At 61.7% G+C, this 23,630-nt stretch carries 32 protein-coding genes and 1 pseudogene; 13 read left to right on the plus strand and 20 right to left on the minus strand.

Annotation, left to right across the window (positions count from 1 at the left end; genetic code table 11):
- Nucleotides 1–7 precede the first annotated feature (7 nt).
- The 4 genes from CO731_RS08790 to CO731_RS08805 all read left to right on the plus strand — a co-directional run bounded on the left by CO731_RS08790 (nucleotide 8) and on the right by CO731_RS08805 (nucleotide 2,641).
- Complete coding sequence (locus CO731_RS08790; RefSeq protein ID WP_052818859.1) at nucleotides 8–775, plus strand: SDR family oxidoreductase; 768 nt, start codon at nucleotides 8–10, stop codon at nucleotides 773–775.
- A gap of 27 nt (nucleotides 776–802) precedes the next feature.
- Nucleotides 803–1,402: an NADPH-dependent F420 reductase gene (locus CO731_RS08795; protein WP_108606858.1), complete on the plus strand. Its 600-nt coding sequence runs from the start codon at nucleotides 803–805 to the stop codon at nucleotides 1,400–1,402.
- Nucleotides 1,403–1,486: 84 nt separating this feature from the next.
- Complete coding sequence (locus CO731_RS08800; RefSeq protein WP_052818858.1) at nucleotides 1,487–1,900, plus strand: nuclear transport factor 2 family protein; 414 nt, start codon at nucleotides 1,487–1,489, stop codon at nucleotides 1,898–1,900.
- A 108-nt stretch (nucleotides 1,901–2,008) separates the two neighbouring features.
- The gene (locus tag CO731_RS08805) at nucleotides 2,009–2,641 is read left to right on the plus strand and encodes a class I SAM-dependent methyltransferase (protein ID WP_108606859.1); all 633 of its coding nucleotides are present in this window, start codon (nucleotides 2,009–2,011) and stop codon (nucleotides 2,639–2,641) included.
- Here the strand turns inward: CO731_RS08805 and CO731_RS08810 are convergent.
- From CO731_RS08810 to CO731_RS08845, 8 genes and pseudogenes are all read right to left on the minus strand, one after another.
- A complete protein-coding gene (locus tag CO731_RS08810; RefSeq protein WP_218142126.1) occupies nucleotides 2,595–3,173 on the minus strand; it encodes a peptide-methionine (S)-S-oxide reductase in 579 nt (192 codons plus the stop codon). The genes CO731_RS08805 and CO731_RS08810 overlap by 47 nt on opposite strands.
- A gap of 54 nt (nucleotides 3,174–3,227) precedes the next feature.
- A pseudogene (locus CO731_RS08815) lies at nucleotides 3,228–3,662 on the minus strand (DNA starvation/stationary phase protection protein).
- 258 nt (nucleotides 3,663–3,920) lie between these two features.
- Nucleotides 3,921–4,187 (minus strand): hypothetical protein, encoded by a 267-nt coding sequence (locus CO731_RS08820; RefSeq protein WP_052818855.1) that lies wholly within the window; start codon nucleotides 4,185–4,187, stop codon nucleotides 3,921–3,923.
- A 166-nt stretch (nucleotides 4,188–4,353) separates the two neighbouring features.
- Nucleotides 4,354–4,635 carry a DUF427 domain-containing protein gene (locus tag CO731_RS08825; protein WP_052818854.1) on the minus strand — a complete coding sequence of 94 codons (282 nt, stop codon included), beginning with the start codon at nucleotides 4,633–4,635 and terminating at the stop codon, nucleotides 4,354–4,356.
- Between the two features lie 66 nt (nucleotides 4,636–4,701).
- The gene (gene grxC / locus CO731_RS08830) at nucleotides 4,702–4,974 is read right to left on the minus strand and encodes a glutaredoxin 3 (protein WP_052818853.1); all 273 of its coding nucleotides are present in this window, start codon (nucleotides 4,972–4,974) and stop codon (nucleotides 4,702–4,704) included.
- Between the two features lie 52 nt (nucleotides 4,975–5,026).
- A complete protein-coding gene (locus tag CO731_RS08835; RefSeq protein ID WP_108609711.1) occupies nucleotides 5,027–6,292 on the minus strand; it encodes a thiolase family protein in 1,266 nt (421 codons plus the stop codon).
- A gap of 68 nt (nucleotides 6,293–6,360) precedes the next feature.
- Nucleotides 6,361–7,104: a ferredoxin reductase gene (locus CO731_RS08840; protein ID WP_052818851.1), complete on the minus strand. Its 744-nt coding sequence runs from the start codon at nucleotides 7,102–7,104 to the stop codon at nucleotides 6,361–6,363.
- On the minus strand, nucleotides 7,097–7,702 hold the full coding sequence (locus CO731_RS08845; protein WP_052818850.1) for a sulfite oxidase-like oxidoreductase: 606 nt from the start codon (nucleotides 7,700–7,702) through the stop codon (nucleotides 7,097–7,099). The genes CO731_RS08840 and CO731_RS08845 overlap by 8 nt, the downstream gene beginning before the upstream one ends.
- Nucleotides 7,703–8,307: 605 nt before the next feature.
- Between CO731_RS08845 and CO731_RS08850 the strand changes: the two genes are divergently transcribed.
- From CO731_RS08850 to CO731_RS29270, 6 genes are all read left to right on the plus strand, one after another.
- The gene (locus CO731_RS08850) at nucleotides 8,308–9,321 is read left to right on the plus strand and encodes a zinc-binding alcohol dehydrogenase family protein (RefSeq protein WP_108606860.1); all 1,014 of its coding nucleotides are present in this window, start codon (nucleotides 8,308–8,310) and stop codon (nucleotides 9,319–9,321) included.
- Nucleotides 9,322–9,394: 73 nt separating this feature from the next.
- Entirely contained in the window at nucleotides 9,395–9,826 is a 432-nt protein-coding gene (locus CO731_RS08855; protein ID WP_004357630.1) for a heme-binding protein, read from the plus strand.
- Between the two features lie 62 nt (nucleotides 9,827–9,888).
- A complete protein-coding gene (locus tag CO731_RS08860; RefSeq protein ID WP_011191344.1) occupies nucleotides 9,889–10,179 on the plus strand; it encodes a DUF1330 domain-containing protein in 291 nt (96 codons plus the stop codon).
- A 151-nt stretch (nucleotides 10,180–10,330) separates the two neighbouring features.
- A complete protein-coding gene (locus CO731_RS29265; RefSeq protein ID WP_026227543.1) occupies nucleotides 10,331–10,801 on the plus strand; it encodes a thiol-disulfide isomerase in 471 nt (156 codons plus the stop codon).
- Between the two features lie 3 nt (nucleotides 10,802–10,804).
- Entirely contained in the window at nucleotides 10,805–11,296 is a 492-nt protein-coding gene (locus CO731_RS08870) for a DM13 domain-containing protein (protein WP_052819067.1), read from the plus strand.
- Between the two features lie 8 nt (nucleotides 11,297–11,304).
- A complete protein-coding gene (locus CO731_RS29270) occupies nucleotides 11,305–12,063 on the plus strand; it encodes a hypothetical protein (protein ID WP_245327302.1) in 759 nt (252 codons plus the stop codon).
- 20 nt (nucleotides 12,064–12,083) lie between these two features.
- Here CO731_RS29270 and CO731_RS08880 read toward each other — a convergent pair whose 3' ends face one another.
- Nucleotides 12,084–12,677, minus strand: a complete 594-nt coding sequence (locus CO731_RS08880) for a TetR/AcrR family transcriptional regulator (RefSeq protein WP_052818849.1) — start codon at nucleotides 12,675–12,677, stop codon at nucleotides 12,084–12,086.
- A gap of 71 nt (nucleotides 12,678–12,748) precedes the next feature.
- Between CO731_RS08880 and bdcA the strand changes: the two genes are divergently transcribed.
- Nucleotides 12,749–13,462: an SDR family oxidoreductase gene (gene bdcA / locus CO731_RS08885; protein WP_108606861.1), complete on the plus strand. Its 714-nt coding sequence runs from the start codon at nucleotides 12,749–12,751 to the stop codon at nucleotides 13,460–13,462.
- 19 nt (nucleotides 13,463–13,481) lie between these two features.
- Nucleotides 13,482–14,135, plus strand: a complete 654-nt coding sequence (locus CO731_RS08890; RefSeq protein ID WP_052818847.1) for an NAD(P)-binding domain-containing protein — start codon at nucleotides 13,482–13,484, stop codon at nucleotides 14,133–14,135.
- Between the two features lie 311 nt (nucleotides 14,136–14,446).
- Here CO731_RS08890 and CO731_RS08895 read toward each other — a convergent pair whose 3' ends face one another.
- Entirely contained in the window at nucleotides 14,447–14,695 is a 249-nt protein-coding gene (locus tag CO731_RS08895) for a sigma factor-like helix-turn-helix DNA-binding protein (protein ID WP_197283317.1), read from the minus strand.
- A 138-nt stretch (nucleotides 14,696–14,833) separates the two neighbouring features.
- The gene (locus CO731_RS08900) at nucleotides 14,834–15,661 is read right to left on the minus strand and encodes a HEPN domain-containing protein (protein WP_159091606.1); all 828 of its coding nucleotides are present in this window, start codon (nucleotides 15,659–15,661) and stop codon (nucleotides 14,834–14,836) included.
- Between CO731_RS08900 and CO731_RS08905 the strand changes: the two genes are divergently transcribed.
- Complete coding sequence (locus tag CO731_RS08905; RefSeq protein ID WP_245439687.1) at nucleotides 15,644–16,471, plus strand: MFS transporter; 828 nt, start codon at nucleotides 15,644–15,646, stop codon at nucleotides 16,469–16,471. The genes CO731_RS08900 and CO731_RS08905 overlap by 18 nt on opposite strands.
- 30 nt (nucleotides 16,472–16,501) lie before the next feature.
- On the opposite strand, the gene CO731_RS08910 is transcribed toward CO731_RS08905, so the two are convergent.
- From CO731_RS08910 to msrB, 9 genes are all read right to left on the minus strand, one after another.
- Entirely contained in the window at nucleotides 16,502–16,903 is a 402-nt protein-coding gene (locus CO731_RS08910) for a RidA family protein (protein ID WP_004099044.1), read from the minus strand.
- A gap of 106 nt (nucleotides 16,904–17,009) precedes the next feature.
- Nucleotides 17,010–17,459 carry a hypothetical protein gene (locus tag CO731_RS08915; protein WP_052819674.1) on the minus strand — a complete coding sequence of 150 codons (450 nt, stop codon included), beginning with the start codon at nucleotides 17,457–17,459 and terminating at the stop codon, nucleotides 17,010–17,012.
- Nucleotides 17,460–17,848: 389 nt separating this feature from the next.
- Nucleotides 17,849–18,643, minus strand: a complete 795-nt coding sequence (istB, locus tag CO731_RS08925; protein WP_108606863.1) for an IS21-like element helper ATPase IstB — start codon at nucleotides 18,641–18,643, stop codon at nucleotides 17,849–17,851.
- Complete coding sequence (istA, locus tag CO731_RS08930; protein ID WP_108606864.1) at nucleotides 18,633–20,162, minus strand: IS21 family transposase; 1,530 nt, start codon at nucleotides 20,160–20,162, stop codon at nucleotides 18,633–18,635. The genes istB and istA overlap by 11 nt, the downstream gene beginning before the upstream one ends.
- A gap of 90 nt (nucleotides 20,163–20,252) precedes the next feature.
- Nucleotides 20,253–20,660 carry a hypothetical protein gene (locus CO731_RS08935; protein ID WP_245439688.1) on the minus strand — a complete coding sequence of 136 codons (408 nt, stop codon included), beginning with the start codon at nucleotides 20,658–20,660 and terminating at the stop codon, nucleotides 20,253–20,255.
- 61 nt (nucleotides 20,661–20,721) lie between these two features.
- Nucleotides 20,722–21,690, minus strand: a complete 969-nt coding sequence (locus tag CO731_RS08940; protein WP_052819672.1) for a magnesium and cobalt transport protein CorA — start codon at nucleotides 21,688–21,690, stop codon at nucleotides 20,722–20,724.
- A complete protein-coding gene (locus tag CO731_RS08945) occupies nucleotides 21,687–22,391 on the minus strand; it encodes a glutathione S-transferase N-terminal domain-containing protein (protein ID WP_003464969.1) in 705 nt (234 codons plus the stop codon). The genes CO731_RS08940 and CO731_RS08945 overlap by 4 nt, the downstream gene beginning before the upstream one ends.
- A 140-nt stretch (nucleotides 22,392–22,531) precedes the next feature.
- The gene (gene msrA / locus CO731_RS08950; RefSeq protein ID WP_003464967.1) at nucleotides 22,532–23,071 is read right to left on the minus strand and encodes a peptide-methionine (S)-S-oxide reductase MsrA; all 540 of its coding nucleotides are present in this window, start codon (nucleotides 23,069–23,071) and stop codon (nucleotides 22,532–22,534) included.
- 1 nt (nucleotide 23,072) lies between these two features.
- Nucleotides 23,073–23,516, minus strand: a complete 444-nt coding sequence (gene msrB / locus CO731_RS08955) for a peptide-methionine (R)-S-oxide reductase MsrB (protein ID WP_004099035.1) — start codon at nucleotides 23,514–23,516, stop codon at nucleotides 23,073–23,075.
- Between the last annotated feature and the right edge of the window lie 114 nt (nucleotides 23,517–23,630).

Consider the following 23,630-nt stretch of genomic DNA (forward strand, 5'->3'; position numbering starts at 1 on the left):
AAATAAAATGACACAATCACTAAAGGGCAAAACAGCTCTCGTTACCGGGGCATCACGGGGCATTGGCCGCGCCATCGCCGAACGTCTTGCAAAGGACGGTGCGACGGTCGCGCTGAACTACAACGCCAGCAAATCCGGCGCAGACGAGGCGGTCGTGGCCATCCAGAAAGCTGGAGGGACTGCGTTCGCGATCCAGGCGGACCTCGTTGACCCGGCGACCGTCCCGGCCTTGTTCGAGAGACTCGACGACGAGTTCACCAAGCGGAACGGAAGCAAGGCCCTCGACATTCTGGTCAACAACGCTGGCAATGCCGGCTGGGTCGGCTTCAACGACGCGACGCCGGACAGTTGGGACACTCTGATTGCGGTCTACGCCCGGGCGCCCTTCTTCATCGTTCAGGCCGCCCTGAGTCGTCTCGCCGATGGCGGACGCATCATCAACATCTCTTCCGCCGCCGCCACGAAGCCGGTGACAGCCGCGCCGATCTACTCGATGGCCAAAGCGGCCATCAACAATCTGACCCATGCGCTCGCGTCCGAGCTGGGACCGCGCGGAATAACCGCGAACGCCGTCGCGCCGGGATTCACGCGGACAGACGCGAATGCTGCCTTCCGAGAAAATCCCGAACTCGTAAAGGCAATCGAGGCCCAAATCGCGCTGGGACGCTTCGGCGAGCCTTCGGAAATCGCCGCCGTCGTGGCGTTCCTGGCGTCCGATGACGGCCATTGGGTAACCGGCCAGACGATCGAGGCGAGCGGCGGCTACAGGCTCTGACAGCACCGAAAATCAAAGGAGAATGATATGAACTACGCAATCATCGGCTTCGGCGAGATCGGCCAAACCCTCGCCAAGGCGTTTGCTCGCAAGGGCATCGCCGTATCCGTGGCCACCACGCGCGACCCGCAAAGCTTCGCGTCGGCAGCGACGGCGATCGGACCCGGGATCACCCCCACGACGCTCGCGGAGGCGGTCAAGGCGGACGTCATCTTTTTGGCCGTTCGTTTCCAATCGCACCCGGATGTCGCGAAAGCGCTCCCCTCCTGGCAGGGGAAGATCATCGTCGACGTGACCAATGCCTACGGCGTGCCTGATGAGGAACTGGGCGGACAGCCGTCCGCAAGGGTCGTCGCGCGGGCCTTCACTGGAGCAAAAGTGGTCAAGGGCTTCAACCATCTGGTTGCGGCCGTCCTCGACCAGTCCCCGGCCGTACATGGTGGCAGAAGAGTCGTATTCCTGGCGAGCGACGACGACAATGCTGCATCGCAAATCGGTACGCTCGCGGAAAATCTCGGCTTCGCACCGATCAAGCTTGGCGGGCTTTCGGAAGGCGGGCTGCTCGTCCAGGCGCACGGAAATAGCTGGGGTCATCTGATCTTCAAGGACCTGGTCAAGTTCGGCTGACGAACAGGACGTACCCACCGGCAGGGGCACGATGCACGGATCGGATCGAGCGCGATGCGGTCCGTGCGAAATGGAGAAATTCCCATGAGCATTGAGAAGAACGTTCAGACCGTGAAGGACTTCTTCGCCGCGATCGGCCGCGGCGACAGGAAGGCACTGCTGGCACTAGTCGCCGAAGACATCGAGTGGATCATCCCGGGCGAAGACTGGCCGCTGGCCGGCATACACCGCGGACATGCGGGGCTGGCGGATTTGCTTGAGACCTCATCCAAGTCGATAGAAACGTCCACAGAACCGCGAGAGTTCGTGGCGCAGGGAGATCGAGTCCTGGTCGTCGGTTTCGCCAGGGGGAAGATCAAGGCCACGAACAGAACGTTCGAGGATGACTGGATCTTCGCCATCACGGTCCGAAACGGCAGGCTGACCAGCATCCGGGAATATGTCGATACGCAGGCACTGGCTCGGGCCGCGCAGGTGGACGCGTCCGGGCCGGCATAGCGCTGACCATCTGCGGCCATCGCATCGGAGCATACGGTGGATCAGCCTTGCATCGCCTCTCGCACCCCGCGCGCCCTCGTCGACTGCTCAAACGTAAAGGAGAGCCCGATGTACGACCAATCCAAGCTATCCGAATTAATCCGGTTCGCACGCGTCGATGCGGGCTGCACCGTCATCGACGTTTACCCAGGCGACGGCGACTGGACCCGCCTCTTCTCCGACGTCGTGGGACCCGAAGGACGGGTCTACAGCTTCGTGCCGGCCGAAGTCGCCCACTTCAAGAACGATCCGGTCGGCAGCATGCGGACGCTTGCGAAGGAGCCGGGCCGAGAGAACGTCGAGGCCGTCTCGGCGGACCTCGTGGCGATGCCGAAGGCCACGCAGCCCGCGGATGTCCTGTGGCTGCACCTGTTTTACCACGATCTCTACACCGCGCTGATCCAGGACAAGGGCGCGACGGCGGCCAACTTCAATCGAGCCGTCTACGAGCGGCTTAAGCCGGGTGGGTCCTACGTCATCGTCGACCACGCCGCCGCCGCTGGGTCGGGCACGAGCGACGCCCAGTCGCTGCATCGGATCGATCCCGCGTCTGTCCGCGAGGAGGTCGAGGCGGCCGGCTTCGTGCTGGACGCGGTAAGCACCATACTCGCGAACGAGGACGATCCGCACTCGATCAAGGTGTTCGATCCCTCGATCAAGGGCAAAACCGATCGCTTCGCCTATCGGTTCGTGAAGCCCTGACAGGCCCCGGCTCCGACTTCATGTCGATCTCCCCGACAGTCGGCTTCGCTTCAGGGAGCGCCAGTTCCGAAAAGTGCCGTCGGATATGATCCAGCTTGGGATCGATGTAGCGGCGGCAGAAGGGCCTGCTCGGGTCGGTTCGATAGTAGTTCTGGTAACGCTCGTCCGACGCCCTGAAACCTTTAAACGGGAGGACCAGGGTGTGCACCGGCTTGCCCGACGCGTCGGTGAAGCGGTCGATCGCCAGTTCGGCCTCCGGCCGCTGGCTCTCTTCAAAGATGTAGATCGCGCTGCGGTACTTGCTGCGAGGTGAGCGGGCCCTGGCAGCGGAATGCGTTCTGAGATGCACCTCGGACAGCGTCGCCAACGGAACAACCGATGGATCGAAGGTGACGATCACCCCTTCTGACCAGGTATCTGCCGGCGCGTCCGACTGGACAAAGCCCTGGTCGACCTGGGCGACGCCGCGCAACGCCTGGAACACTCCTTCTGTGCACCAATGGCATCCCCCTCCAAAGCCGGCCTTCGCCATCATCACCTCCCACGCCCAGACGTCATTCCTGACGTAGGTTTGCCCTGCGCAGTGCTAGCGGCTGATTTCGAAGAGGAACCACGCACGGCGCTCAGCCTCGTCCGTCCAGGCATCGATAAGGCCGGACGTCGCATTATCCTTCGCCTTGTCCGCGACGTCCTTTGCGCGGCGAAATGACTCGACCATGTGGAGATTGTCGGCGCGGAGCTCGCCCAGCATGTCCTGCGGCGTCACGAACTCAGCATCATTGTCCTTGATGGTCTGGTGGCGCGCGATATCGCCGATCGATCGAATAGTGGTGTTACCCGTCTTTCGCGCGCGCTCGGCGATCGCATCGGTGGCGGCGAGGATCTCTGCGGCCTGCTCATCAAGAAGCAGATGATAGTCCCTGAAGTAGGGTCCGGAGACGTGCCAGTGGAAATTTTTTGTCTACAGGTAGATCGCGAAGCTGTTCGCGAGAATAATCTTCAGAGCGTCGGCGACAGTCATCGCTGCGCATTCGTCAAGATCAGAAGGTGTCGGAAGGGTGGCGGAATTGTTATTCGTCATCGCTTAGACTTTCTCAATCTGGCTTACACGGGAGCCAGCACCGATTTCCCCACGGATGGCGATGCATAGAAGATGAATTCATCGCCAGACGAAGTCCAATGACCAGCGGCTATAGTTTCGATACCTTTGAGCGACCTGCGCAGTCGTAGGGAGCGGGCGTCGCACGCGGACCGGTCGGCCGGGACCGCCACCTGCCCGTCAGGGGGCCGGTCTGAAATCCAGCACGAACGCCACGACCTTTTCGGCGGACATCTCGCACGGCTTCAGCAAGGTTTTGTCTGACGTAACGCGGTAGAGGTTGAAGCTGACAATGTCGGTCCCGGCCAACTCCCTGGCGAACAGGCTGTTGCGGCGCCCATCCCCGGATCGCCGGACAGTCAGGCCGAAACGCCGGCCTTCGTAGGCGCCTTCGCTGTATCCCTCCGCAAGCTTGGCGAAAGCGGCATCGAACCCGGCATGCTCCATCTCAATCCACCCGTCTTGATCCGGCAGAGACGCAAGGATTCGACGCTGTTGGCGCCGAACGGCCCGGGGCAGTGTCCTTCAGCCGAGCCGTTTCGGGATGGGCGGAAGATTTTAGATGCCGGCGCTTGCACAGGGCCATCAGCGAAGCCGCCGCCTGACCGGTCTGCTATGCAACGTCCACGCCCTTCCAGAAAGCGACGTGATCCCGAATGCCCTCGGCTTCCGGCGTCGGATCGGGATAGGTCCAGGCCGCGTTCGCGTTGAGCGCATCGCCCACACGAACATGGAAGTAGCGCGCGGTGCCCTTGATCGGACAGACGGACGTGTGCGGGCTCATCTCAAGCAGGCCAAAATCGACCGCCGACGGTGGGAAGTAGTGGTTTCCCTCGACGACGACCGTCTCGTTGCTTGTGGCGATGGTGGCGTCATTCCAGATAGCTGAGACCAACGGACTCTCCTTTCCCGTTCAAAAACCGGCGCGGGGTCATGGGGTATCTGCCCGGGCCGCGCCCCCTCAGTTGGCGCGCGGCGTGCGCCCGAGGAGTTTGTCGAGTTCGCCTCTGACATCGAGCTCGAAAAGCTCGTCGGAGCCACCGACATGCGTGCCGTTGATGAAGATCTGCGGCACGGTGTTTCGACCCGACGCTTCCGTCATGGCCTGCCGGTGAACCGGATCCGCCTCGATATCGAGTTCCTTCCATTGCACGCCCTTCTCCTTGAGGAGCGTCTTCGCCCGGCGGCAGAACGGGCACCAATTCGTGCTGTACAGCAGCACATCAGTTGTCATATCGCGTCTCCGACAGTTGGAAGCGGATCGCTGTCATGGCGTTGATCTACCGTCAGCCGCGTTCGAGGAGGGCGACTGTGCCTTGACCGCCGTCGGCGCAGATGCTGACGATTGCGCGCGATCCGGGCGGCATGGCCCAAAGTTCCTTCACCGCCTGGCTGAGGTCGCGCGCGCCTGTAGCGCCGAACGGATGGCCCAGGGCGACCGAGCCTCCATTGGGATTGACGCGGTCCCAGTCGAAATCGCCCATAGCCGCCTGGACACCGGCTGTCGCGCGCACCCACTCCCGATCGGTGATGGCCGCGACGTTCGCCAGGACCTGGGCTGCGAAGGCTTCGTGGATTTCCCAGAGTGCGATGTCGGAGAAGCTGAGTTGATGCCGCGCGAGCAGGCGCGGAATGCCATAGGAGGGCGCCATCAGCAGGCCCTCGGTGTGGAGATCGACGGCAGAGATCTCGTAGTCGACGAGCCGGGCGTAGGGGGTGCCCTCCGGGAGTCTCGCCACACCGGCTTCGGTGGCAATCCAACACCCGGCGGCTCCATCCGTAATCGGTGAGCTGTTGCCAGCGGTCAGGGTTCCCCTCCCGCTGTCGCGATCGAAGGCGGGCTTGAGTGCGGCCAGCCGTTCGGGCGACGTATCGGCGCGCGGGTTCGCATCGCGCGCCAGCTCTGGCAGCGAAATCACGAGATCGTCGAAGAAGCCACGTTCCCAACCAGCGACTGCCCGCTGGTGGCTCTTGAGCGCCCAATCATCCTGCTTCTCGCGCGAGACTCGCCAAGCCTTAGCGGTCTCTTCCATATGATCACCCATCGTCCTGCCGGTGATCCGGTTGGCCCAGCCCTTCGTGGGAAGCACGTAGTCGCGTGGGGTAAGAGACTGGAGGGCGGCAAGCGCGGCCATCGCATCCTGCGCAAAGAGGTCGGTGAGCCGCTTCGATGCCTCGGCCGTCAGGGCGATTGACGGGCGGCTCATGACTTCGGACCCGCCGACCATCGTGAGGTCCGTTCCTCCGCCCAGCATCCCTGCCGCGGCGAAGGTCGCCGTCATGCTGGTAGAGCATGCTAGGACGACGGAAAATGCCGGAACACTCGGAGTTAGCTTGGCGTCAAGCCAGGTTTCGCGAGCAATGTTGCTCCAGCCCAGGTTTGGGATCACGGTTCCCCAGACGAGGAGATCAGGCTCCGCCTGCGCCGCCATCGCCTGCACGACAGGCACGGACAGAGAGATGGCATCGTAGGCAGCCAACGCGCCTCCACCGCGGCCGAAAGGCGTCCGAAGGCCGGCGGCAACGAAGACGGGTTCGGCAAAGCGGCTCATGATGATCTCCAAAATTAATCCGTGGGCTGCACGTCCACGATCGGCGGGACGCGAAGTAGCTTGCGCCGCTAGCCGCCGTAGCGCTCGGTTTTGACAATGGAGGGGTCTAGGCCGGCCAGCAGCGCGCCCTCGGTCGCGATGTTGACGAATCCGTTGGACCCGCAAACAAAGACTTGTGTGGGCTTTCGGGGAAGCCGAGCCAGGATTTCCTGGACCATCGCGCCGTCGATCCGTCGCGCAAAGTCCGATGGGCGGATCGGTTTCTCTCGCGTAATTGCCAGCGCCAGGACGAATGCCGGATCGCTGACTTCGATGGAATGAAGCTCTTTTGAGAAGAGAACGTCCTCAGCGGTTCGTGCGGACAGGAGCAGCGCTGTCGGCACGACCTGGGCCAGCGCGCGGCGCTGCCGGATCATTGCCATCAACGGCACGAGGCCCGAGCCTGCCCCGATCAGCAGCACTGGGTCTATGGCAGGTTCAGGCCATAGGAAATGGCCGCCGAGCGGACCACGAAGCTCGATTTCGTCGCCGATCGCTGCGACATCGTGAAAGAACGGCGAAACTTCGCCATCCGGCAGGCGCTCGATAGCGAGTTCGACGGTCGGAGACGAGATTGCCGAAGACGCGATCGAGTAACTGCGCATCGCACTGTAGCCATCGGGCGCGGTCAGCCGGACATCGACGTGCTGCCCTGCGATGTGCGCGAACGGTTTGCTCAACCGCAGGAAGAAGCTCTTGATACTCGGGGTTTGATGAACGATTTCATCGATTACGCATGGCTGCCACGCGATTTGCGCGCCGTTTTCAGTCATTGGTGTATCGTTGCTCGCGCCACGGATCGCCGTAGATGTGATAGCCGCGCAGCTCCCAAAATCCGGCCTCGTCACGCGTTGTGAATTGCAGCGCGTTCACCCATTTGGCGGACTTCCAGAAGTAAAGGTGCGGAACCAGAAGACGCGCCGGCCCTCCATGATCGCGGGGAAGCGGTTTGCCCGCATAGTTGAGGGCGACCATCGCTTTCCCGGAGAGAAGATCCGCCAGCGGGACGTTTGTCGAGTAATTATCGTAGCAGTGCGCCAAAACGAAATCGGTGGGCCGATCGAGCCCTGCATCTACAAGGATGTCTTCTACGAGTACGCCCTCCCACGCGGTATCCAGCTTGGACCAGGACGTGACGCAGTGAATGTCTCGGGTCATCTTGGTCTTGGGTAGGGCGTTGAACTCGCTCCAGTTCCACACTTTGACGGGCTTCGGACCGATCTTGACGGTGAATTTCCAATCGGAGGGCTCCACGCTCGGCGTTGGCCCGGCCGTCAGAACAGGGAAATTCTCCACGAGATGCTGACCTGGCGGAATCCGATCGGACTGGTCGCCGCCTGAACCGCGGCCGGTGAAACCTCTGGTGACCATAGCGAAACCTCCTTGCTTGTCACGACAGACCAGAACCGGATTCAGCTCGGAACTCTGTAAAAAAGACCTTTGCACGCACAACCGCCGAACGAGCCAATTCACTCAAACTCAGATACCGGATGCTCTATTAGCATAGAAAAGTGTTGGATCATTTTGAGTCGTGGTTATTGCGTGTAGACTATAGCGTCAGGCCGGCATGATTTCCCAATACCCTGTGGCTATAATTTTGATAGCCTTACAGCGGCACTACAGGCGCATCTCCGTTGGCGGATTTCGACCGGACGCCGTGGCTTGCCAGCGGTAGTGTGAGCTCGGGGGCGAGATCGCCCCTGCCAATGCTACCGCTGAGAGGTCGAATCCTCAACCGCTTGGGCGCTTATCGCCTCAATCCGGATCTCACCCGCCGAGCCGCAATAAACCGCTACTATCGATAATCTTCTGAATCCGGCTCAGAGGTATGGAAACTATGTCGTGCCGCTATTGGATATGTTGCGCCCATACCGTCATAGTCTGACCACGCGAAATCTTTAAATCCTGAGTATAGTTCGAAATAATTTTCGGTCTGATCGATCAAGACTTCAGGATACAGAAAGCTGGAGACACTGATGAAAGCCGTTGGTTACAAGGTTCCGGGACCCATCGCCGAGGACGCCGCGCTGGTCGACATCGATCTGCCTCGGCCTGTCGCTGCAGGATACGATATCCTGGTTGAGGTCAAGGCCGTCTCCGTCAATCCGGTCGATTACAAAATCCGCAGCAGCACGCCGCCCGCCGATGGCGACTGGAAGGTGCTCGGATGGGATGCGGCCGGGATCGTGCGCGAGGTCGGCCCCGACGTGACGCAGTTCGCGGCAGGCGACGAGGTCTATTATGCCGGATCGCTCATAAGGTCCGGCACCAATGCGCAGTTCCATCTCGTCGACGCCCGGATCGTCGGCCGTAAGCCCGCGTCGCTCGACTGGGCGGAAGCGGCGGCGCTGCCGCTCACGACGTTGACGGCATGGGAAGCGATGTTCGACCGCCTGGATGTGACAAAGCCTATCCCCGGTGCGGCGCTGGCGATCCTCATCATCGGTGGTGCGGGCGGGGTCGGGTCGATCGCCATCCAGATCGCGCGACAGCGCACGGATCTCATCGTCATCTCCACCGCCTCTCGGCCGCAAACCCAGGAGTGGGTTAAAGGGCTTGGGGCTCATCATGTCATCGACCACTCTCGGCCGCTCGCGCCACAGATTGCCGAGCTCGGCATCGGCGCTCCCGCTTTCGTGTTCTCGACCACGCATACCGAGCAGCATGTCGCCGACATCGCCGAACTGATCGCCCCGCAAGGACGGTTCGGATTCATCGACGATCCCAAGGCACTCGACGTCATGCTGTTCAAGCGCAAGGCAGTGTCGATCCACCACGAGCTGATGTTCACACGGTCGCTCTACGGCACGCCCGACATGGATGAGCAGGGCAAGATCCTCAATTCGCTGGCGGTGCTGGTGGACGACGGCAAAATTCGCACGACGCTAACCGAAAAATTGTCGCCAATTAATGCCGCCAATCTGAAGACGGTGCACGCACTAATCGAAAGTGGCGCAGCAAGAGGCAAGATTGTCCTCGAAGGCTTCTGATGACTGCCACCGCCGAACGTCTTTTCTAACCTCAAGAACGCCGGACGGATTACGCCACGGCGAAGGAAATTCCATGACGAAATCCATTGCCACCGCCTCGATCAACCGCGAAACCGCCGTCGCCCTCATCGACGCGGCGATCGCCGCGGCACGTACAATCGGCATCCCGGCTGCGGTCGCCGTCGTCGACGCCACCGGTAACCTGCGCGCGTTCGAGCGCACTGATGACGCGCCGTTTCTCACCGTCGATGTTGCCATCGACAAGGCTTGGAGTTCCGCCTCGTTTGGGTATCCGACCCATGTCTGGAACGACTATGTTTCGAACGATCCGAAAGTGGCGCCGCTGGCCTATCGCCCCCGGATGGTCGCTGTCGGCGGAGGCTATCCGATCCTGGAAGACGGGAAGTTGATCGGCGGGATCGGCATCTCCGGAGGCAACTATCAGCAGGATCAGGATGCGTGCGTCGAGGCACTCACGAAAATCGGGTTCGAGCTGCCAGCCTGACGACTTTAAGGCCATCGCCAGCGGCGGTGGCCTGCAGATCCGACCTTATGAAAGACTTTAAGATGGAAGCGTTCGTCGTCTTCACCCGCGAAGAAACCACCGATCCGGAAGAACTCGCAACCTATTCTGCAGGCGTCGGCCCATCGTTCGATGGCCACGACGTAACCTTTCTCGCCGCTTATGGCGCGATGGAGCATTTGGAGGGGCCGCCCGTCGAAGGGGCCGTAATTTTGCGGTTCCCGACGATGCAGGCCGCCCGTGATTGGTATCATAGCCCCGCCTACCAAACCATCGCTGCGCACCGTTTTGCCGGTTCCCGCTATCGCGCCTTTGTCATTGAGGGGCGGCGGTGACACACCGACGGAAGAACGGCGGCGCTGGCCACGAGGTATCTGTCGGCGAACTCGCATCCTACAACCTGTAGGGGATCAAGGCGGTGAGGTTCGCGTGCCATCGCCACACGCGACCACTCATCGGACTTCTGCATCGGAATTGGAGGATCAGATGAGCGTCGACGAACGACAAGCCCCCGAGCTGCGGGTGCAGAGATGGATTGGCGTGGATGGAGAAAGCATCGCGCCGCTCAAGCTGTCGGATCTCGGCACCGGCCCGAAAGTCCTCTTCGCCTTCCAGCACTGGTGCCGTGGCTGCCATTTGCATGGATTTCCGACGCTACAAAGGTTGCATGGTGCATTGAGCGCCAAGGGCGTGGGCTTCGCGGTGATCCAGACCGTCTTCGAAGGAGCGGATGAGAACACCTTCGAGAAGCTGCGCGTGAACCAGCTCAAGTATGCGCTTCCTGTCGCGTTCGGTCACGACGAGCCACCTGCCGGCGCGACGCTTCCCACCTTCATGGAGGACTACCGCACGCGGGGAACGCCCTGGTTCTCCGTGATGGACGCTGGCGGCCGCATCGTATTCTCGGACTTCCATCTCGACGCCGATCAGCTCGTGAAGGGACTGGAGCTGGTGTAACCGATGCGGCGCTGGGTCATCCTGATTGCCACCCATCTCGCGATGCTCGCCATGGGCTTCGCGGGCGGTGTCTACACGCTGCCGATCCTGACCGCTCCCCAGGCCCCGGACGCGGCGGCCTTGCGGACCATCTCAGCCGAGACGCTCTACGCAGGGCGTCTGGCCCGCGATCTCAAAGGCAGCGACCTGCTTCACTGGGGGGAAGGCGAGATCCGGGTCTCGCGCGACCGTATCGCCCATATCGGGCGCCTCGCCCCTGGTCCCGACTACAAGCTCTACCTCGCACCACGTTTCGTCGACACGAAGGAGGCCTTTCTCCTGATCAAGGACAGATCAGTCCGCGTGGGCGACGTGAAGACGTTCAACGGCTTCATCGTCGAGGTGCCTGCCGGCATCGATGTCCGCGACTACAACACGGTCGTCATCTGGTGCGAAGCATTCGACCAGTTCATCAGTGCGGCAGAGTATCAACCCTCACGTCAGGCCCGAGAATGAGCCCGGCGATGGATACCATGAGGTCGGCGGGCAAGCGCGGCCTCGTTCTCGCGCCGGTGGCGGCGCTGCTGCTGAGCGTCGCCGCTCTGCTGCTGGGCAATGGCCTGCTGAGCACGCTCCTGATCGTGAGAGCCGGCCATGAGGGGTTCTCGACCGGCGCGATCAGCGCGATGATGTCCTTCTACTTCGCGGGTTTCACGATCGGCGCGCTCGTGTTGCCACCGATCATCGTCTCCGTGGGACATGTCAGAACCTTCGCCGGCTTCGCGGCGATTGCCTCGATGACCGCCCTTCTCCATGTGGCGTTCGTGGAGCCGATCGCCTGGATGCCGCTTCGCCTGATTACCGGCTTCGCCTACGCGGGCATGATCCTCGCAACGGAGAGTTGGCTCAACGCCCACGCATTGCCATCCACGCGCGGGCAGCTCCTGTCGATATTCGGAGTTGTCTCTATGGGCTCATGGGCAATCGGGCAGGCGTTACTCAAAATCCAGTTCCGAGAGGAGTGCCGGTTCGACCCCGGCCACCCGCACCACGGAATGTTCGATCCCGGCCATTGGCCGCTTTTGACTCGTTTCGGACCTTCAGCATGTCAGCTTCGCGTCCGCACGATAAGCCGCAGTGCCCGGGAGCTTTCAGTCTTTTCTGGAGGAGTGCGCATTGCCCATCGGCCATATCCAGGTGTCCAAGTCGGATGGCACGCAAACGCTGAAGCGGCAGCGCGACGCGGTGTTCGCGACCAACCTTTCCGGTCGATAACGTCCTGATCATTTGCCGAGTTTGCAGATTAACCGCGAACCACCTGCTCAAGACCAGCCCCGGCGAGCCGGGCGGCGGCGAGCAGGCGATCGAGATCGTGCCCGTTGCGAGCGCTGGCGGACAGGCCGGCCATGACGGTGCTCATATAGTCGGTCACGCGCTCGGCCTGATCGGGATGGCGCGCGGCGACGAAGCGATGGATCGCCCCCTCCGCCGCCGCAAGGAACGTTCCGGCCGCCTCGCGTGCCTCGCGGTCGGTGCAGCGCACCCCCTCGATAACGAGGCATCCCGCCGCGTCCGGATCGGCGGCATAGCGCCGCGCCGCCGCTTCCAGCACCGCGACGAGGCATTCCGCGACCGGGAGATCGGCTTTCAGCAGATCGAACAGCGGGATCGCGCCGGTGCCGGCATAGCGATCGAGAATGCGGCTGTAGAGCTCGGCCTTGCTGCCGAAGGCGGCATAAAAGCTCGGCGGGTTTATCCCGATCGCCTGGGTCAGGTGCGCGATGCTGACGGAATCGTAGCCACGCGAATGGAACAGCCGCTGGGCGGTCGCGACCGCTTCGTCCGGGTCGAACAGGCGCGGTCTGCCTCGTGCACGGCGTATTTTTGTTTGAGCCACTACAAATACCTTGACGAATGTTTCGAACCGTTTATGTAGCGGGTCGTAAGTTATTGATCAAGGAGAGTCCGATGGGTGCGTTTGAGGCGAAATCCGTTCTCGTGCTGGGTGGCAGTCGGGGGATCGGCGCGGCGATCGTTCGGCGTTTTGTGGCCGATGGCGCGAATGTGACCTTTACCTATTCCGGCTCGCGTGACGCGGCCCACGCGCTGGCGGCCGAAACGGGCAGCACTGCTGTCGAGACGGACAGCGCGGATCGCGACGCGGTGATCGCGCGCGTGAAGGACAGTGGCGCGCTCGACGTGCTGGTCGTCAATGCCGGAATCGGTATTTTCGGCGATGCGCTGGAGCAGGATCCGGACGCAATCGACCGGCTGTTCCGGATCAATATCCACGCGCCCTATCATGCCTCGGTCGAGGCCGCGCGCCAGATGCCCCAGGGCGGCCGGATCATCGTCATCGGATCGGTGAACGGCGACCGGATGCCCGTTCCCGGCATGTCCTCCTACGCGCTCAGCAAGTCTGCGCTGCAAGGGATGGCGCGCGGGCTGGCACGCGACTTCGGGTCCCGCGGGATCACGATTAACGTGGTGCAGCCCGGCCCGATCGACACCGACGCCAATCCGGCGGACGGACCCATGAAGGAGCTGCTGCACGGCTTCATGGCGATCAAGCGCCACGGCCGGCCGGAGGAAGTCGCGGGCATGGTGGCGTGGCTCGCCGGCCAGGAGGCGGGGTTCGTTACGGGCGCCATGCACACCATCGACGGCGCGTTCGGTGCCTGATCCGGCGGCGCGAACGCCGATGACCACCATCGGCATCATCGGCGCAGGCGAGGTCGGCAGCCAGATTGCCCGCGCCGCCATCGCCAACGGCTATCGGGTGGTCATCGCCAACTCGCGCGGGCCCGAAACCCTGGCCGGGCTGGTCGCGGAGCTCGGGCCGTCTGCCCGCGCCGCGACCGCTGCCGGTGCGGCGGAGGCGGGAGAGTTCGTCGTGATCGCGGTCCCGCTCAAGCTGGTCAACGACATGCCCGTGGCGCAACTGGCGAACAAGATCGTGCTCGACACCAACAACTATATGCCGTGGCGCGACGGGCGCTATGCCCTCGTCGATACCGGCGCGAAGACCGAGCACGAACTGCGGCAGGACCAGCTGCCAACGTCCAAGGTCGCGAAGGCGTTCACGCATATCCAGGCGCCGCGCCTGTTGCTGTCGGCGCGGCCCGCTGGCACGCCGGGGCGGCACGCGCTGTCGGTGTCGAGCGACTATCCCGAAGCGGTGGCGCTGGTCACGCGACTGTACGACCAGTTCGGCTTCGACACGGCGGACAACAGCCCGCTTAGCGAGTCCTGGCGTAGCGGTCCGGGTCAGCCCGCATGGCACGCGCACGACCATCAAACGCGTCCCGAGCTGGTTGCTAACCTTGCCAAGGCGACACCGCTCCCACCGAGATAGGGCAGGCGGCCTCTGCCCGACCACAGCGCCCTATGCCTACGAGGTCTTCGCCGTTCTCGCCCTCGCCGGGCATCACGTTCATGTCGGCCTGCGCCTGCCGCGGTCAGTATCGCCGAGAGGCCAGCAGCGATCCGCGATCACGCCGACAAGGCCTACAGTTCGACTGAAAACCGGGGTCTGTGTGAAGAGCGGAATATCGCCTTTCAACCAAGTCGGTAATGACCGCTGCTGGCGCAGAGGCGACCGCTAGCGATTGAAGCGCGGCTCGCCATCGACAGATTGCAGCCGCACCATCCTAGTCCGTGATGCACCTAGCCAGAGGCTTCGGAGAAGACAGCTTGGTCTAGTGCAATGAGCGCTTCGCTAAGCCTGCTCTCCACCATAATGATATCAAGGTCGAGGTGATGTGCGATCTCAGCGTATGAAAGCCCTGAAATCCTGTTGAGTAAGAAAACGTCCCTCATAGGCTCGGGCAGAGCGGTGACGGCGGTAAGGAGTTTGCGCTGGTCGCAATTGATCGCCTCCTGCGGTGCCTGGAATTCCACTTCTGCCTGCGACAATCGCTGTCTCGTAAAGGGTGTCCGAAAGTTTCGTCTCCGCATGTTCACATCTCCCGCGTTGTGAATTTGCGGGCGTTCGCTATCGACCGCGGTCTGCTCACCCCTGAAATTGTCTCGGTCGACAGCCTCGCTGGTTCCCTAACGCCGATCATCTGCCCCGTCTGTCGTAGGGATCTTCACGAGTTGGTCCCGGGAACTGTTTAATCCGTCGATCCACCTGTCACACGCGTCGTTGACGAGGTCGGACAAATACTCGACCTGCTCGATCATCCAAGCAGCTTCGCTGGCAGCGACCCGATAGTGCCGGTTATATCTGGACTTGTTATAGGCAGCACGAAGCAGCTCAAAGCACCTGCGATCTTCTTTGGTCTCAGTCGGCCACACGACGCGAAGCTGCTCACTCGCAGACTCGGCAAGCTTCCGCAGGTCGACGATGTTATGGGTGTGTGGGGTGCGCCCTAGGAGCACCAACAAGGCGATATTGTAGAGTCGTTCGGTGGCTTGATGCAGGTCGAACGCGGCCTTCCGGAACCAGCCATTCGCGGCAGACAGCTTCGCTGATCCGAGGAACTCGGCAACAAGCGCGAAGCCTTCCGCTCGGTGGCGGTCGGCCTGTGCAACTACATCGAGCGCCGCCACCGCGTTGCAGTCGGGCCAAACGGTAGGGTCCGCATCATGCAACACAACGCACTCTTCCATGATGTTCTGGAAGTATCGATTTCCCTGGTAAATCTCGTTGCTGAATCGCTCGAAGCTCAGGATCGTGAGCCGCACAGGCGTTCTGAGGTGTTCTCGATTCACCGAAGCGAACAACAGGCTCCTTTCGCACTCAAGCCAAAACTCCCCGACATCCGCCAGCCTTTCGCTGCTGACCAGGACCAGGAGGTCATAGTCAGCGAAGTACCTGCCGCCGGGGTCATCGACCCATGCACCCGATGCATATGGCCCATGCAGCAACAGCTTCAAAATCTGACCATCTCGGACATCGCACCGCCCGCCGACGTGACATTGTTCCTCATCGTGTCGCTGCTGATATCAGCGGCGGTGGTTCCGATCACCTTGCTGCCCATTCATCCGCCGGCCCAGGTGGAACAGGAATGGGTCGCGTTGAGGGACCTCGTCCTCGTATCACCTCTCGCTGCGGCTGGCGCTTTCCTGGCCGGCCTGGCTATCGGTGGTTTCTGGGGCATGGGCGGGAACTTCGCACAGAGCATCGGCCTCGATGTGGGCGGTATCTCCGCCTTCATGGCTGCGGTTCTTGGTGGAACGCTCGCCTTCCATTGGCCACTCGGTTGGCTTTCGGATCGAGTGCCCCGGAATCTTGTCATCGCCGGTGCGGCGCTGGCGTCCGCAGCGTCTGCCATCGGCGTAGCGTTGGCGGTGGAAGCGCCTCTGCCGCTGCTCCTTGCGGCGGGTGCGCTGTTTGGCGGCTTTGGCATCCCGATTTATTCGTTGTGTCTCGCCGTCGCAAACGACGATCTTCCGGCCGGTCGGCTACTCGGCACCGCGCGCGGGCTTCTGTTGCTCAACGGGATCGGGACAGCCGCTGGCCCCTTAATAGGAGCAGCTGCAATGAATATCGTCGGCCCTGGCGGCCTGTTCCTTTATGCGGCGGCGTTGCTCGCGCTCCTGGCAGTGCTGGCCATCGCCCGCAGGCAGCCGAGGCGCGCCAACCAGGCCAAGGCGGCCCCCCGTTCTCCGAGCACGCCGATGATAACCGGATCTCTCGATACGATGATCTGCATCGAGAAGCGGGCGCAGGGCGTGCGGGATTAGCGCGGCACGGCGCCTGCACGAACCGCGGGGTCAGGCGATGATAGCTGTTACGCGAATTTCGATACGCATGGTTGGAAGCCCCAGCGCTTCGATTCCCAACTGCGTCCAGATTGGAGCGCGGTCGGGCATGTAGTGGCGATACAGCTTGGCCATTGTTTCGTTGATCACGGGAGGGAAACCACCGACGTGATAGGAATTGACGTGGACCACATGCGGCCAGCGTGCTCCGGCGGTCGCGAGCGTCCGTTCCACGTTCTTGAACGCCTGCTCGATCTCTTCCTCAATCGACTCCGGAATGACGAGATCGTCGTTCCATCCGCCCTGTCCGGAGATCTCCACGCGGTCACCAATGCGCATTGCCTGAGAATAATGAAGCGCGTCATGCAGGCGCGTCCCGTATCCGGGGGTGATGAAGAATGAAGGTGTTGTCATGAGTTTGCCTCTGATGAGCCAGGTCAATGCGGTTGCAAGTGACCGTATGCATGCAGAAAGAGATGCAGGGCGTTCGGCACTAGCGCGCCGGCTGCGGTGGAGGGCTTTATTCCACGTCTTCTACGGTGAGGTCCCGGCCGTTGAACTGCACGGTCTCCCCGGCTCGGGCACCCTCGATCGCTTCGAAGATCGGCGCCATCGTGGAAATGCCCATGAGCTCACGCCCCTGACAGGTAAACTTGCTCGTTGACACCGCGATCACAAAGTGGCGGCCGGACAGCTTGACGACAGCGCCTTCGCCGACGGCCAACTTGGGGCCGAAATCGATCGTCCTGAGCTTTTCGAGTTTATCCGCATAGTCATGGAGCGTGTCATCGAGCGCTTCAGCGAAGTCGCTCGCGACCTCGGCCTGAGCTAGTTCGTCGTTTTCGATCGGTTCGCTCCGGTCGAGCCGAGCGGTAGAGACATAGTCCAGGTAGTTCTCACGAGCACTGTGCAAGGCTGCGGTCTCCAGCGAGAGCATCGTTTGTCGGATGTGGTCCTTGTTCCAGTCCATAATCACCTCCTAATTTGCGATGTGTTTAAAGTTCAGCTTGCAGATGTGTAGCGCCCGGAGGTTAACCTCCCCCGGGCTAGGCGACACCGCTATTCGTCGCTGATGACGTCTTCGCCCTGGTATGGAACTCGGATCAGCCGAGGATCTCGAATGATACTCGTGACGAGCCAGACATATTCCTGCTCGGCAGTATCGAAGCCGAGGATGCTGAAGGATTGGCCGAAAGGGCATGGCGGGAAGTCTGGAAAGCCCTCGCGCAGAACGTAGCGCTCGGGATCGCTGTGAAACTCGCTCTTGTAGACTTTCCGTAGTCCGTGTGTTGATTTCCGTTGAGAGCTGACCCGGGATTTTCGCCGAGAAGTGACCCGCCTTCATGTATGGTTTGGGTCTCAGGTTTTGGTCAAGGGCGCGGCTTTCTCCTTTCTTTTGGCTGTGGCCTGGGCTGAACTGCTTTTGAAGCGGAAGCTGTCATTTCCGGTCTCCAGAATGTGGCAATGATGGGTGAGGCGATCGAGCAGCGCCGTTGTCATCTTGGCATCGCCAAAGACGGTGGCCCACTCGCTGAAGCTGAGGTTGGTGGTGATGACGACGCTGGTGCGCTCGTAGAGCGTGCTCAGCAGATGGAAGAGCAGCGCGCCGCCGGATGCACTGAACGGCAGGTAGCCCAATTCATCGAGGATGACGAGATCGGAATGGGCGAGCCGGTTGGCGATCTGACCTGCTCTGCCTTGGGCCTTCTCCTGTTCGAGCGCGTTGACGAGTTCGACGGTGGAGAAGAAGCGGACACGCTTGCGATGATGCTCGACCGCCTGCACGCCGAGAGCTGTAGCGATGTGGGTCTTTCCGGTGCCTGGACCTCCGACGAGCACGACGTTGTTGGCATCCTCCATGAACTCACAGCGATGGAGCTGGCGCACCAGGGCTTCGTTGATCTCACTGCTGGGGAAGTCGAAGCCGGCCAGGTCACGATAGACGGGGAAGCGGGCTGCCTTGAGCTGATAGGCGGTGGATCTGACCTCCCGTTCTGCCATCTCCGCCTTCAGCAGTTGCGACAAGATAGGGATGGCGGCTTCGAAGGCGGGAGATCCCTGTTCGGTGAGCTCGGCGACGGCCTGCGCCATGCCGTGCATCTTCAGACTTCTGAGCATGATGACGATGGCGGCGCTGGCGGGATCATGACGCATGGCGCACCTCCCGAGCTTGGCGCAGCGCATCGTAGCGCTCGACATTGGCCTGCGGCTCCTTGGCCAGGCTCAGCGCCTGCGGTGCATCCACGGCAGGTGTCGAGAGCGGCCTGCCATCGACCAGCCTATGCAGGAGATTGAGGATATGGACCTTGGTAGGGACGGCGGCCTCGAGAGCCATCTCCACTGCCGCCAGCACGGCCTGCTCGTCATGCTGCAGGACAAGGGCCAGGATCTCGACCATCTCCCGGTCTCCGCCGGGCTTCCTGAGCAGATGCTGCTGCAGCCGTTTGAATGCTTCGGGCAGTTCGGTGAAGGGCGCGCCGTTGCGCAAGGCTCCGGGCTTGCGCTGGACGACCGCCAGATAATGCCGCCAATCGTAGACGGTCTGGCCAAGACGGTCGTGCGACCGCTCGATGATGCGGCGGTGCTCGCAGATGATCTGCCCTTCGGCGGCAACCACGATGCGTTCCGGATAGACCCTGAGGCTGACAGGCCGGTTGGCGAAGGATGCCGGCACGCTGTAGCGATTGCGCTCCAGATGGACCAAGCAGGTCGGAGAGACCCGCTTGGTGTGTTCGACGAAGCCGTCGAAGAGCCGAGGCATCGGCATCAGGAACTGAGCCTCCTCGGCCCGGATGTCCTCGATCGTTCCGGGTCTGAGGCCATGGGGACTCTGTTGCCACAGCTCCCGGCACCGCTGCTCCAGCCAGTCGTTCAGTGCCTCCAGCGAAGGGAAGCGCGGCATCGGCTGCCATAGCCGGTGGCGGGCATCCCGGACGTTCTTCTCGACCTGTCCCTTCTCCCAGCCCGAGGCCGGATTACAGAACTCGGCCTCGAACAAATAGTGGCTGGCCATGGCCGAGAATCGGACATTGACCTGGCGGCTCTTGCCGCGGCCGATCCTGTCGACCGCCGTGCGCATGTTGTCGTAGATCCCGCGCCGGGGAATGCCACCCAGAACTCGGAAGGCGTGGTTGTGGGCATCGAACAGCATCTCGTGCGTCTGCAACGGATAGGCCCGCACAATGAAGGCGCGGCTGTAGCTGAGCTTGGTATGGGCAACCTGCAGCTTGGTGCGCTCGCCGCCGATGACCGCCCAGTCTTCCGACCAGTCGAACTGGAAGGCTTCGCCGGGCTCGAACGCCAGCGGCACGAAGGTGCCGCGCCCGCTCGTGTGCATCTCGCGTTGACGATCCACTTTCCAGGCACGTGCAAAGGCGGCGACACGGCCGTAAGAGCCCCCATAGCCGAGGCTTATCAGATCGGCATGCAACTGCTTGATCGTGCGCTTCTGCTTGCGCGGCCTGTTTGCTTCCGTCCTCAGCCAAGCCGACAGCCGCTCCGCATAGGCATCAAGCTTGCTCGGCCGCTCCGGCACCCTAAAGCGGGGCTCGACCTCATCAGATCGCAGGTATTTGCGGATCGTGTTCCGCGACAAACTCGTGCGCCGCGCAATCTCCCGGATCGAAAGTCCATCCCGCAAATGCCAACGCCGGATAACGCTCAGTAACGCCATGTCTATCACTCCAATGTCCCCTGCGCTCATCAAGCAGGGGTGGGTTCAAACATGGGTCACTTCTCAATGGAAAAATCCCTCAATCCCGGGTCAGTTCTCAGCGGAAATCAACAGTCCGTGCTTGCTCGGCGCGTCCTGGTCACCTGCCGGTGCTGTTTCCCGATGCGCCACAAGGCGCTCGGACAAGTCGCGGGGGCAGATTTCGTGGAACACGTCGAAGGCGTCGATCAACAGGCCTTTATGCTCTGTCGCCGGATCGGTGATCGCGTAGATGTTGGAGGCATCTTCGCCGTCGTCCCCGCTCTCGAGGCGCAACGCCGCATCGACGCGAATGCTGCATGCATCGAGGGTTGACCCTAGTTCGAGATCGACGAGATTGCCGTCCTTGACGCGGTATTCGCGGTCATAGCCTTTGGCGATGAATGACTGGACTGCTTCTAGAACGTCGGTCACCTGGGAGGTCATGGAAGTACCTTCATCTTGAACTGGATTGGACACGCTCGCGCACAAAGCGCGCTGCGACTCGGCAGCGGACGGAGAAGCTCGCGAAGTGCGTTACTCATAGCCACTTGGCCTTCTTGAAGCGCACGAACAGGAGAAGGCAGAACACCGCTATCACTCCGAGCACGACGAAGTAGCCATATGGCGTGTCCAGTTCCGGCATGTGCTTGAAGTTCATGCCGTATATTCCGGCGATCGCCGTCGGGACCGCCAAGATCGCCGCCCAGGCCGCGAGCTGGCGGGTGACCACACCGATCCTTTGCGCTTCCAGAAGGCTGCTGGCCTCAAAGACCGTGGACAGGACAAGCAGGAGGCCGTCGACCATGGACTGCACGCGGTGGACATGGTCCGCGACGTCGTGGAAATATGGTGTCATTTCGGCGCTGATGCAGGGAAAGTGGCCGCGAACGAGCTTTCGCACCAGCTCGGCCATAGCCCCGAGCGTGCGCTGGAACCGCGTGAGTTCGGACCTTAGTTCGAAGATTCGCGCCACCTCTTCTGGCCCGAGGAAATCGTGCAGCGACCGTCGCTCCATCGCCAGGACGTCGTCCTCGATCATTTCGAAGATGGGCAGATACTGGTCGACCACGCGATGCAAGATCGCGTGCAGCACATAGTCGACACCCTTGCCGAACTGCGTCGGCGATGCCTCGAGTTGCTCCCGAAGTTTGCCCAGCGCTCCGGCATTGCCGTGCCGCACGGTGATAAGGTGATTGTGACCGGTGAAGATCGCCATCTTGCCGTAGCTGATCCGGTCGCCGACCAGCTCGGCGGTCTGCGCGACGACGTACAACTCATCGTTGTAGACCTCGAGCTTGGGCGGGCACAGCGGGTGCATCGCGTTGTCGATCGCCAACGGATGAAGATTATATGTCCTTTGGATCGCGAGTAGTTCCTCGGGGGTGGGTTCGCTAAGCGCGATCCAGCAGAAGCCCGAGCGACTCTCGCCCAACTTGACGTGCTCATCGAGCGCGATTTCGCGAACTCGCTTGCCTTCGTTGTAATAATAGGCGGCGATGATGCTCATGCTGGCCTCGCGGGAATGTGGAGGCCACGCTGGACGGCCGGTCGAGCCAGCCCGCGTCCAAGCCATGCGCGGACGTTCGAAAAGCTGCTGAGGCCAAGGATGTCACCCGCAGCGTAGAATTCCACCAGCGCATTCACCCAGCCGAGCGTCGCGATGTCCGCGATCGAATAGTCGTCGACGATCCAGTCGCGGCCTTCCAGCCGGCGATCCAGAATCCCCAGCAGACGCGTGGATTCGTCGATAAAGCGCTGTTGCGGCCGCTTGTCCTCATAGTCCTTGCCGCCAAATCGCAGGAAGAAGCCGAGCTGACCGAACATCGGCCCGATGGCCGACATCTGAAAGAACACCCACGCTAGGGTCTCGTAACGCTGGCCTGGTTCGGTGGAGATGAACTGACCCGTCTTGTCGGCCAGATAGAGGAGGATCGCACCGGATTCCCATAAGGCGATGGGTCTACCGTCAGGGCCAGCCGGATCGATGATCGCCGGTATGCGTCCGTTCGGGTTCAGCGACACGAACGCCGGATCCTTCGACTCGTTGTTCGAGATGTCGATCAGGTGGGGCTCGTACGCCAGGCCAGTCTCCTCAAGCATGATCGAGACCTTGACGCCATTGGGCGTAGGGGCTGCGTAGAGTTGCAGGCGATCGGGATGAGATGCCGGCCAGCGCTGCGTGATCGGAAAGGACGAGAGGTCTGGCATAAATCTGCGATCCTGGTGTTGCGATGGCGACTGACTGGAACGAGCCGTCACTCTGAAGTAGGGTTCGATGACCGCGTCGCTGAACGACGCGGTCACGAAGATTGCGGACCGGACCGGCGCAGTGGCAACGGCAGTGAAGCCTATTCCGCCGCGGTCCCGGCCGCTGGCTGTACGTCGTCAACCTTTTGGCGCTTCGGAAGCACCCAGCCGGGACGGACGAAGTGGCAGGTGTAGCCGCCCGGGCGCTTCTCCAGATAATCCTGGTGATCGGGCTCGGCCTCCCAGAACTCGCCGACCGGCTGGACCTCGGTCACCACTTTGCCATCCCACAGCCCCGAGGCATCCACATCGGCGATCGTATCCTCGGCGACGCGCTTCTGCTCCTCGTCGACATAATAGATGCCCGACCGGTAGGAGAGCCCACGATCATTGCCCTGGCGGTTCAGCGTCGTCGGATCGTGGATCTGGAAGAAGAATTCCAGGATGTTCCGGTAGCTCGTCACTGTCGGGTCGAAGACAATCTCGATCCCCTCGGCATGCGTGCCGTGATTACGATACGTGGCGTTCGGAATATCGCCGCCCGTGTAACCCACACGGGTCGAGATGATGCCGGGCCGCTTGCGGATCAGATCCTGCATGCCCCAGAAACATCCTCCTGCGAGAACAGCGCGCTGATGCATGTTAAGCCTCCTCTACTTGATCGAGATATTCACCGTATCCCTCGGACTCCATCTCGTCGCGCGGGATGAAGCGAAGGGACGCAGAGTTGATGCAGTAGCGCAGACCGCCGCGGTCGGAAGGACCGTCCGGGAACACGTGGCCCAGATGGCTGTCGGCGTGTACCGACCTGACCTCCGTCCGGACCATGCCGTGTGCACTGTCCCGCACCTCGTTCACGTTTGCCGGAACGATCGGCTTGGTGAAGCTGGGCCAGCCAGTACCCGAATCGAACTTGTCCGTTGAAGCGAACAGCGGCTCTCCCGACACTATGTCGACGTAGATGCCAGGCTCCTTGTTGTCGTTGTGCTCACCCGTGAAGGGCCTTTCGGTCCCCGAATCCTGGGTAATCCGGCGTTGCTCGGGGGTCAGGCGGTCAACTGCTGCCTGTGACTTCTCAAACTTCATGATAGTCTCCAATACTTAATCTAGAGAGCTCGACACGCTGTCATTTATCTTTGCAGTCATTGCGCCGACTATCGCAGTGCGCCCCAGATTTATCCAATACGCTGCGCGTATAGT

Source organism: Aminobacter sp. MSH1, assembly GCF_003071665.1.
Taxonomy (GTDB): Bacteria; Pseudomonadota; Alphaproteobacteria; order Rhizobiales; family Rhizobiaceae; genus Aminobacter; species Aminobacter niigataensis.